Annotated in this window: 1 protein-coding gene; it reads left to right on the top strand. The window is 66.5% G+C overall.

What is annotated here, in order from left to right; all coding sequences use genetic code 11:
* Positions 1–28: 28 nt before the first annotated feature.
* The coding region (locus LD028_RS09695) for a ketopantoate reductase family protein (protein ID WP_483298300.1) at positions 29–230 on the top strand (202 nt) is incomplete at its 3' end.

Here is a 230-nt window from a genome sequence, read left to right on the forward strand (position 1 = left end):
GCAGTCGGAAGCGATAACTTTCCACCCGGTGGTAATCGGCGGCGGTTCCGTGGGACTGCTGTACGCGGCCCGTTTTTTGCTGAACGGCCAGTCGGTCGAGTTGGTTACCCGCAGCCGCGAGCAGGCCGCGCTGCTGGGCGAACGCGGGCTGTCCCTCTACACGCTGGACGGCCGGCGGGAAACGGTCGCAGTCAACGCTTCTCCGATTGAGGACGGATTGCCGGCCGGCG

Source organism: Anoxybacillus sp. LAT27, from assembly GCF_022030075.1.
In the GTDB taxonomy this organism is placed as follows: Bacteria; Bacillota; Bacilli; order Bacillales; family Anoxybacillaceae; genus Anoxybacillus; species Anoxybacillus kestanbolensis.